Origin of the sequence: Mesorhizobium sp. M7A.F.Ca.CA.001.10.2.1, assembly GCF_003998575.1 — a bacterium.
Lineage (GTDB): Bacteria > Pseudomonadota > Alphaproteobacteria > Rhizobiales > Rhizobiaceae > Mesorhizobium.
The window spans coordinates 1-8,975 of record NZ_RZQY01000209.1 but is presented as its reverse complement, the minus strand read 5'-3'; the positions used below and the strand labels follow the sequence as shown (position 1 = coordinate 8,975).

The following is an 8,975-nucleotide window of genomic DNA, read 5'->3' as shown; positions in this document are numbered from 1 at the left end:
CTGAAGCTCATCGAGATTGAATACGAGCTTTTGCCGCATGTCACCGATGTCGACGAGGCGGCGAAGCACACGGCGCCCTTGATCAATGATGCCATCTTCACCGAGGGCCTCGAGGAAAAACCGGTAAAACCCTCCAACGTCACCAAGCGCAGCCAGTTTGGCCATGGCGATGTCCATCAGGGTTTCGGGCAGGCCGACTTTATCGTCGAGCGTTCCTTCAAGACCGAGCAGACGCACCAGGGCTATATCGAGCCGCATGCCTGCGTGGCGAATTTCAGCTCCGACGGCACCGCTGATCTCTGGGTGTGCACGCAGGGCCATTTCGTCTACCGCCAGCACTGCGCCCAGTTGCTTGGCATGGAAGCCTCGAAACTGCGCGTCACCTCCTCGGAGATCGGCGGCGGTTTCGGCGGCAAGACCCATGTCTGGGCCGAGCCGGTGGCGCTGGCGCTGTCGCGCAAGGCCGGACGGCCGGTGAAGCTCGTGATGACCCGCGACGAGGTGTTCCGCGCCTCGGGCCCGACCAGCGCCACCTCGATCGACGTCAAGATCGGCGCCCGCAAGGACGGCACGATCACCGCCGCCGAAGCGACGCTTCGCTACAGCTGCGGCCCGTATGCCGGCTCCTGGGCCGAGATCGGCGCCATGACGGCATTCGCCTGCTACAAGCTCGATAACGTCAAGACGGTCGGCTACGAAGTGCTGGTCAACCGGCCGAAGACCGCAGCCTATCGCGCGCCCTCAGCGCCGATGGCGGCCTTCGCGGTGGAAAGTGCTGTCGACGAGCTGGCCAAGAAGATCGGCATGGATCCGGTCGACTTCCGCATCAGGAACGCCGCGCAGGAAGGCACACGGTCCTCCTACGGCCCGGTCTACGGACCGATCGGCATCGGCCCGACGCTGGAGGCGGTGAAGAGCCATCCGCACATGAAGGCGCCGCTGGGCAAGAACCAGGGCCGTGGCATGGCTTGCGGCTTCTGGTTCAATTTCGGCGGCCAGACCTGCACCGACCTCAACATCGGCATGGACGGCTCGGTCTCGCTTGCCGTCGGCACGGTCGATGTCGGTGGTTCGCGCGCGTCGCTGTCGCTGGTGGCGGCGGAGGAGCTCGGCATCGACTATAGCCAGGTCAAGGCGATCGTCGCCGACACGTCCAGCCTCGGCTACAACGACATGACGGACGGCAGCCGCGGCACCTTCTCGTCCTCCATGGCGACGATCTCGGCCGCCCGCAATGCGATCAAAATCCTGCGCGAGCGCGCTGCGCAGATGTGGGACATTGCCGTCGACGACGTGGTCTGGGAAAAGGGCCACGCGGTCGCCAAGGGCGAGAAGCACGGCAATCTCGGCAAGCTGTCGCTGAAGGAGATCGCGGTCGAGTCGGGCAAGACCGGCGGGCCGATCGCCGGCCACAGCGAACTCGTCGCCGATGGCGCCGGCGTCTCCTTCGCCACCCATATCTGCGATATCGAGGTCGATCCCGAGACCGGCGCCACCAGGGTCATCCGCTACACGGTCGTGCAGGATGCGGGCAAGGCGGTGCACCCGACCTATGTCGAGGGACAGTACCAGGGCGGTGCGGCGCAAGGCATCGGCTGGGCGCTCAACGAGGAGTATATATACGGCAAGGACGGGCGGCTGCAGAACGCCGGCTTCCTCGACTACCGCATCCCGGTCTGCTCGGACCTGCCGATGATCGACACGCAGATCCTCGAAATCCCCAACCCCAACCACCCTTACGGGGTGCGCGGTGTCGGCGAGACGTCGATCGTGCCGCCGCTGGCGGCGATTGCCAATGCGGTGTCGAACGCCGCGGGCGTGCGCATGACGCACATCCCGATGTCGCCGCCGCGCATCCTGGCGGCGATCGAGGCGGAACGGGAATGGTCGAAGTAACGCTCTGGGGCTCGCTCGCCGCGACCGCCGGAGGCAACAGCAAGGTCGAGATCGAGGCCAAGGACATAAGGGAGCTGTTCAGGAAGCTGGCTGAACAGTATCCCGGCCTAGAGCCCTGGATCGACAAAGGCATCGCGGTTGCGATCGACGGGACGATCTATCGGGATACGTGGTCGAAGAAGCTGCCAGAGGGGGCGGAGATTTTTCTGTTGCCGCGACTGGCGGGGGGATGAGGGGGAGAGCCGGGCCTCGGCACCATCGCTTAACATCATGTCGTGGTGGGGCCGCAAGCGGACTGTCTGGTTTCGGGTGCCGATGGGTCGATACTAGGCATAGAACCTGCTGCTTGGCTGTTGTAGAGCTCGAACCGTCGGCGCCTATTCTGGAAATTGCTGGTTCCGCAGTCCATCCTGCGCTGCCTTCGCCGCGTTGCTACCCGCTGCCCAGATCCGATAGATCAGGTTGTCGTCTGCGAGGAAAAACTCGCCACCAAGCACCTCTGCGCCATCTTCCACGAGGCGCTTCTTCATGGCGTCCTCGCCGGCGATCGCAATTTCTGCACTCGCATATGGTGCGGTGTCGGGCTGAGGGCTTGGCTTGAAGACCTCCCAATGGAAGGCTCCTCTGGGATAGGCGCTCTGGATCTGATCGCGGCGCGCCTGCGGGCTCTTTGAGAAGCCTACTTTGATGATGTGTTTGTCTTCGACTTCATCATCCCGACGTCCCAGATAGGCTCCGATGTTACCCACGAGGCGGAGTATGTAGAGATGCTTCGGCCCGTTCGTCTCCCCGACCCAGTAAGGCCGTGAGGCCGGTCTCACGGCGCGGCTCGGGCTAAGCGCGGATTCGAGGGTCTGAATTGTCGGGTCCACGGGCTCCGTCTGCCCATAGACCGGCACTTCGTAGACGTCCAACTCATAGAGCTCTGCCGCCTCGTCGGCTGAGACGGGGACACCGTTTGCTCCTATGAGTTCTGCATTCGAGCCACGATAAGCCTGAGGAAACAACTCCTCCACTCGACGCCAATCCTCTGGAACGATGCGCCATGCCCTCGTCGCCTTTACCGCATAAAGCCACTTCCCACGGGAGTCCTGATCGCGCTCCTTTTCGGCCCAGCGATCCCCCGAGATGAACTCCTGCGCGTGACCGATCTCGTGGGAGATCTCAAGCACCCCGACAACCTTGCCGCGCATGTTTTCCGGGCCCTTTCCCTTGGTCACGTAGATCGCGACCAGTGTCCCCGGCTTGGAGTTGCTAAGGTAACGGGCCCGCCGAGCTTCGTCGGCAAATCCGATGCATCCCCAGCTGGCTGGATCGAAGCCCCAGAACGATGTCAGCCAGACCTGCCGGCCATCGGGTAGGGTATCGGTGGCCGGGGCGAGTTCTGGAACCGACGTCCAGTCAAACGCAAACACCTCTTGCTGGGCAGCCTCGATGTCTATAGCTCCGAGTGCGCTGCGGATGTATGCCATCGCATCTTCAGCTGGATGCCGCTCCCCCTTCTTCACCAGGATCGTCGTGAGAGGCGGCAGCCCACGATCCGCCAAATAGTGCAGAATGACCTCGAGATTTCGCCCAAGCCCGCGGCCCGTTGGATGGTTCCAGCCTACTGCCTCACCAACCTGCTGGTATGTCGTCCGCCTCTTATGCAAAGCCTTTGCAGCCAGGAAGCGGGCGATTTCGAATTGAAGCGTATCCATTCGTTACCCATCATTTCAAGTGAATGCTTAAAGGACCGATTTTTCATTACTTCCAGTGCACGCTGATGTGACGATCGACGTCTTCGTTCTTCAACTGTTTGTCACATTGCTAGTCGGCCTGGCGGCGATCGAGGCGGAACGGGAAGGCTAGGGCGAGGGGTGCGCTGATGGTCGAAGTCACCCCTTGGGGCGCCGTCGGCCAGCTTGCCGACGGCAAGAGCAAGGTCGAGGTCGAAGCCAAGGACATCAGGGAGCTGTTCAGGAAGCTGGCTGAACAGTATCCCGGCCTCGAGCCCTGGATCGACAAAGGCATCGCGGTGGCGATCGATGGGACGATCTATCGCGAGACGTGGTCGAAGGAATTGCCGCAGGGGGCGGAGATTTTCTGCTGCCGAGGCTGGCGGGTGGGTAGGCGGACAGCCGTATCCCCGCCGTCGACGACGCAGATCTGGCCAAGTGAATTGAAATAGCGAACACAACGCAAAGATTTCATTATGTGAGAGGAATATCAGGCCAGTCGTCGGGAACAAGAGCTGGCGGCTTAGTCCATGGCCCTTCAACCAACGCGGCTTGAAACCAATCGTCACGTAGGTTCGCGTGCTCAGTAACAATCAATTGGAAGCCGGGCGCATCTTGAATCGTGAACCGAGACAGGACCTCGAACAGCCGCCTAACGGCCTCCAGATCGGCATCCTTTTCAGTCTGTTCGATTGACCCTCCAGCTTCCGCGTAAGCCTTCTCCGAAGGAAAATATACCTGTGTCGGTTGGTCGATTAGCATGAATCTCGGTATGGGCTGACCGTAAGTCGAAGCGAACCGATGAAGGGCCAGTAGTGCGGCCAGATGATACGCCAAGTGATTTTCGCCGCCACCTGTCCTGTTCATATAGATCGGCCGACCAGGCCGATCTATAACGACAGTGAGATTGTGCAGGTCAAGGCGAGCCGGGTACTGGCCAAACTCACCACCGAGAGCGGCGATGTATCCAGACATATGCATAGAGATATTGCTGAGTGTCGATACCAAACGAGATTCTGTATCATCGGCGCCAAGCTTTCGTTCGAGACCTTCTACCTTGGCCTTGAGTCGGCGCTCCTCATTCTTAAGCTTCGTCATCTCGGTATCGGGTACAAGGTTCTCCAGAAACAAACTAATGCGACCGACCACACGTGAAGCGGCGTTGTTCCTGCTGCCCGTCTGGGCGATTACTTCGCTGGCCGCAATGGCGGAAGCTAGTTCCAACTCCCTGCTTCGGAGGTCGTCTCCTATCGAGACCACTTCCTTCTGCCGCTCGACCAAATAGGCTTCTAAGGCGGGCCGTTCGCCAGTCACAGCTATCAGTTCGCGATCCAAAGAGGCGAGTTCCGATAAAAGTGCCTCGGCAATAGGGGTTGTCATGCCGAGGTTGGCTTCTACAAATGGCCACTGCCATTCCCCTGTGGCCTTGTTGGAGGGGAGTGCCTTGATAGAACTCAAGCGATCCCGTTGCTCCGTAACTTCGCTCTGGAAACCTTCCGCTCGGCGGGCGAACTGCTGCGCGCTTTCTATCCGGCGCTGTGTCTCTCGACGTCGTTCCCTGAGATCGACCAAGTCGTTCTCGATGGTTGACACCCTTTGACCGTCGTCTTCGGGTGTAGGCGTTGGTTGCCAGTCAAGAGCCTGTCGGAGAAGATCGACGACCGCCACCTCGTCGCCGCCAATGGATCGTAGAATGCCAACGGCCCGAGCTTCCGACAGGAGGCCGATCGCGCGCTCCTCGGAACTGTCGATTGCTTCGTTGGCTTGCTGGACGAGCTTTGCATTTAAGCGAAGCTCGCGTTGCGCAATGCGCAGTTGGGATTCCAGTGTAAACTTGTCTCTACCAGACACCCCCAGCAGGATGGGTAGCGTGTCCTTGATCGCTTGCGGCTGGTGCGGCTCGTTCTGGCGATAGAACAACTGATCCTTGTTGGTTACAATCGCCTGTTTCTGGAACAGGTAGTAGAAGGTATGTTTTACGTTTGCATCGTAGCTGTCCCGACTGTTTTCAAGCGGAACATCGGTGGTATTCTCAGGAATGCCGAGCAACCCCGTTAGCAGAGCGACGACGCCGTCATCAGTGTCGTTGACTACGAGTTCGTTGAACGCTGGTGCATTTAGCACGGCTCCGCGGCGAACCATGACGGTACTTCCGCTTTGCGCACCAAGTACAGGAGCTGGTTTCGCCACGAGCACCTGTTCGCCCTCGAAACGATAAATAACCGCGTACCAAGTTACGTGATCCCGGATCACGCCTTCGGGCACGTTGAAGGTCGATCGTCCCATGCAATATTCGATGATATCCGAAAGGGCGGATTTGCCGGTGGAGGACCTGCCAGTAATTACGTTGAGGCCATCATGAAAGATCACATCCCGACGGCGGCCATCATTACTATATATATGGATTGACTTGATCTTCATGGTCTAATGCCCAGTGTGGTATAGATAGTTCCTCTATCACCAATGCGCGCGAACTCTTTTCCCAAGAACGCCGCAACGCGTTGACAAGCTATGGACTCAGGAGTGCCGTTAATAGTCTTTCGCACACCTTTTGGCTTGGAAAGCAACCGGCCGTCCGGCTGAACAGCCAGTGCATCGACATGCATGAGCAACCCGAGTGCTTCGAAAGTGAACGGAAGGATATCGGTGCAACGACGGTCGAATCCAACTTGGAGTTCCGGATGCTCCGCAACCACCTTCAAGAAATAACCGCGGTTTCCGCGCTGCAAAGTTTCACGAGACTGGCGCTGCAAACACAATGGCAAAATCAGCAGGGACAACGAGAATGGCATGCCTTCTTTGGCTTCCTCCTCGAACCCAGATAAAGCGCGAAAGAGCACAAGGCCACAAAATGCAGGGTTGAAGAGGTTGCGAATCTCAATTGGCCGCTCGCTCCAGCTTTTCATGCGGCAATGCCCAACAATTGAGCCAAGCGCTGCATGAATCGCGGATGCCAATAAACTCGGGGAGATGGAGTCGAATTGGCGAGAATATGGAAAGCACCGCGAACCACATATGGCTCCATGACGCGCTCCCGTATTCTTAGCCTTTCCGTTTCCATCTCTGCCCAAAGATAAAGCTCTTTGCCGGCTGCAATGCATGCATCAGGTTGGCTATCATCGGTAATGGTCTCGAATGCGATCTCCCGATAATGTGCCCATTCCTCGACGAGACGGTCTTCGTATTCCTCGATCTCACCCGAGACCAGCAGGTTTTCGCGAGCCCAACTCGAGCGCTGTTCGAACGCCCGGTAGTAGTCGAGGATCGCGTTTTGGATTCGACCTGCCGGCAGATCGAGCACACGCAGTTGCTCAACGAATATTCGTGGGTCGTTTAAGGCATCGATCTTGCCGTCTGGATGGCGATTTCGGAACGTTATGGGCAGGTTATCCGCTCGATACTCGTCGGCGAGCGCCGCAAGCTTGTCGGAAACCTCCTGGACCTTGATCGGTTTCTTCCGTTCGCCAGACAGAAGCTTAATAACGGTGTCGGTCCACCAACCCTCAAGTCTCTCGAACAAAGCGACGCGGAATTCTCGGCGGACGGTGCGAAGCCGTTGATCCACCAACATCGGAATTTCATTAATTCGTGGTGCCGCTGGGAAGATCGTTATGCGTCCGTAGAAATCTCGGGTCTCTTCGGCGGTCAAACCATCGAGTTCGGATTTGACTTTTGCGATTTCACGGGACTGGCTTTGAGCCAGAATATTCGCGGCCACTTCAGCTCTAGTGCCGTCATCTGCTTGCACACCGGTAAACAGGGTAAGGAATGAGTTGGGAGAAATACTCGCAGTGCTGAACAAAAGGAAGCGGGCGTCAGACGCCTCCATACCGCTCGCCTTGTAGTATTTGATCCATATGCGCACCGACTTCCAGAAGTCGACCGATAAGTCCGAGAGCCTGTCTCCTGGGGCTTTGTGCTTAAGCGAAGCCAGCGAGACACCTGCATTGGTGGCTACAAATTCTACGTCATCATTTCTTTCGATGTATACAGCACCATCCTCCGGAAGATCGAGCACCTTCAGGAGTGCAAATCTGGCCTGATATATATAACCTAGCCCCTGCTCCGCTGCCGAAAACGCCGAACTAGAGTCGGTCATTCACCGGAAACTCAATAACAGGATATTTGAGACACGTTCCAACTCATCCCCCATCTATGTTTGCGATTTAAATATCTGGGTTATTTTAAATAAACAACCACTCGATTTGATGGGCGAGTGCGAAAATTGCTGCGCAGTTGTGATTTCTGCGGCCTTGGACACTGGCGCGAATTGTGACGAGTGAATGGCTACTTTTCTTCCACGATCCGCAAATACGCCGCCGTCACGAACAGCACGAACAAGATCCGCCTTGCCTCCTCGGGCATTAGCAGGGTCGTCAGCACCGGGAGATTTCATGCCGAGGTGACGGGTGCCGCGAGGCGACTCAGCCCGCGAATGCTTCGAATGTATCCCTGGAGGTCAGCATCGCCTGGCCCTTGAACGAGATCGAGAAATCACCGAGCTGGTACTGGCCCTGGTCATTCTTGACCAGAATGTCGCCATCAACCGTGTTGAAGCCACTCTCGATGCTTTTGAGGATCCTGTCGACGTAGCGCAGGTTGCTCTTGGCGGAGAGACTGTCTTTCTTGGCCAGCTGCGCGAGACCTTGGAGCTTCGGATCGTCGCCGATGCTTTGCAGCCGTGCTTCAACGGCCTCGGGGCCGGTGCGCGCCAACGCCGCATTCAGGGCCGGCAGTGCCTTCTGCAGGCTGAACAATGCAGAGGCTATGGATACTTCGTCGGCCGCACCCCCGGGTTCAAATTGCCCTGCAGTTCCTTCGGCAGCGGCAGGCTTGAGCATTGCAGGTGCACCTCGCGGGCGAACAGCTTTCGTTGCTTCTGCTCATGCTCCTTGATGGCTGCGACGAGCCCCATCGAGTATGGACCAAGCAAGACGCCGAAACCCCACCCCGGATGCTCCTTCTCGCGAGCTTGGTAATCCGAAGCCGCCCTGCGGGCCTGTTGGCATGCCGGCGAAGCCCATTTCTGGTCCTGCTGCGAAAGCGACGCCTCATAGTCGACCGGGGAGGTCGCGCACCCGGCCACTGCCGCAGTCAATGCGAGGCAGATTGCGTTTCTCATCCGAAGCCTCTCCTAAGCCTTGTGAAGGGCCTGCATAGACCTCTTCATCCCACAAGGCGATAGCTGCGGCCATGCGCCTTCCCACCCTCCGCAACCCCTCGCCCCTCCCCGGGCCTTCCCGCAGCCGGATTCGAACATGCCTGGAACCAAGTCACGGGGCCTGGAACCAAATCGCGGGCGAGATTGTTCAGTTGTAACTTTGATCCCACGCCGCGGCCGGCAAAGCGGCGACATTGAGG

The 8,975-nt window shown here is 58.5% G+C and carries 8 protein-coding genes and 2 pseudogenes; 3 read left to right on the top strand and 7 right to left on the bottom strand.

What is annotated here, in order from left to right:
- The coding region (locus EN964_RS15460; protein WP_164775825.1) for a xanthine dehydrogenase family protein molybdopterin-binding subunit at window positions 1-1,896 on the top strand (1,896 nt) is incomplete at its 5' end.
- Window positions 1,884-2,129 carry a MoaD/ThiS family protein gene (locus EN964_RS15455; RefSeq protein WP_027035223.1) on the top strand — a complete coding sequence of 82 codons (246 nt, stop codon included), beginning with the start codon at window positions 1,884-1,886 and terminating at the stop codon, window positions 2,127-2,129. The genes EN964_RS15460 and EN964_RS15455, both read left to right, overlap by 13 nt.
- 144 nt (window positions 2,130-2,273) lie before the next feature.
- Here the strand turns inward: EN964_RS15455 and EN964_RS15450 are convergent, their stop codons facing one another.
- Entirely contained in the window at window positions 2,274-3,596 is a 1,323-nt protein-coding gene (locus EN964_RS15450; RefSeq protein WP_127266994.1) for a hypothetical protein, read from the bottom strand.
- 167 nt (window positions 3,597-3,763) lie between these two features.
- Between EN964_RS15450 and EN964_RS15445 the strand changes: the two are divergent.
- Window positions 3,764-4,008, top strand: a pseudogene (locus EN964_RS15445) (MoaD/ThiS family protein).
- A gap of 80 nt (window positions 4,009-4,088) precedes the next feature.
- On the opposite strand, the gene EN964_RS15440 reads toward EN964_RS15445, so the two are convergent.
- From EN964_RS15440 to EN964_RS15415, 6 genes and pseudogenes are all read right to left on the bottom strand, one after another.
- Complete coding sequence (locus EN964_RS15440) at window positions 4,089-6,035, bottom strand: DUF3732 domain-containing protein (protein ID WP_127266995.1); 1,947 nt, start codon at window positions 6,033-6,035, stop codon at window positions 4,089-4,091.
- On the bottom strand, window positions 6,032-6,520 hold the full coding sequence (locus EN964_RS15435) for a three component ABC system middle component (protein ID WP_127266996.1): 489 nt from the start codon (window positions 6,518-6,520) through the stop codon (window positions 6,032-6,034). Before EN964_RS15435 ends, EN964_RS15440 begins: the two co-directional genes overlap by 4 nt.
- Complete coding sequence (locus EN964_RS15430) at window positions 6,517-7,713, bottom strand: ABC-three component system protein (protein ID WP_127266997.1); 1,197 nt, start codon at window positions 7,711-7,713, stop codon at window positions 6,517-6,519. Before EN964_RS15430 ends, EN964_RS15435 begins: the two co-directional genes overlap by 4 nt.
- A 188-nt stretch (window positions 7,714-7,901) precedes the next feature.
- Window positions 7,902-8,003 (bottom strand): annotated as a pseudogene (locus tag EN964_RS38570) (ABC transporter permease); the annotation flags it as partial.
- Window positions 8,004-8,038: 35 nt separating this feature from the next.
- Window positions 8,039-8,371 carry a hypothetical protein gene (locus EN964_RS15420; protein WP_127266998.1) on the bottom strand — a complete coding sequence of 111 codons (333 nt, stop codon included), beginning with the start codon at window positions 8,369-8,371 and terminating at the stop codon, window positions 8,039-8,041.
- Window positions 8,372-8,379: 8 nt separating this feature from the next.
- A complete protein-coding gene (locus EN964_RS15415) occupies window positions 8,380-8,736 on the bottom strand; it encodes a hypothetical protein (RefSeq protein WP_127266999.1) in 357 nt (118 codons plus the stop codon).
- Between the last annotated feature and the right edge of the window lie 239 nt (window positions 8,737-8,975).

Bases quoted from the DNA above. Each gene is read 5' to 3' on its own strand.
- EN964_RS15450 (WP_127266994.1), bottom strand. From the start codon at position 3,596: ATGGATACGCTTCAATTCGAAATCGCCCGCTTCCTGGCTGCAAAGGCT.
- EN964_RS15415 (WP_127266999.1), bottom strand. From the start codon at position 8,736: ATGAGAAACGCAATCTGCCTCGCATTGACTGCGGCAGTGGCCGGGTGC.
- EN964_RS15430 (WP_127266997.1), bottom strand. From the start codon at position 7,713: ATGACCGACTCTAGTTCGGCGTTTTCGGCAGCGGAGCAGGGGCTAGGT.
- EN964_RS15455 (WP_027035223.1), top strand. From the start codon at position 1,884: ATGGTCGAAGTAACGCTCTGGGGCTCGCTCGCCGCGACCGCCGGAGGC.
- EN964_RS15435 (WP_127266996.1), bottom strand. From the start codon at position 6,520: ATGAAAAGCTGGAGCGAGCGGCCAATTGAGATTCGCAACCTCTTCAAC.
- EN964_RS15440 (WP_127266995.1), bottom strand. From the start codon at position 6,035: ATGAAGATCAAGTCAATCCATATATATAGTAATGATGGCCGCCGTCGG.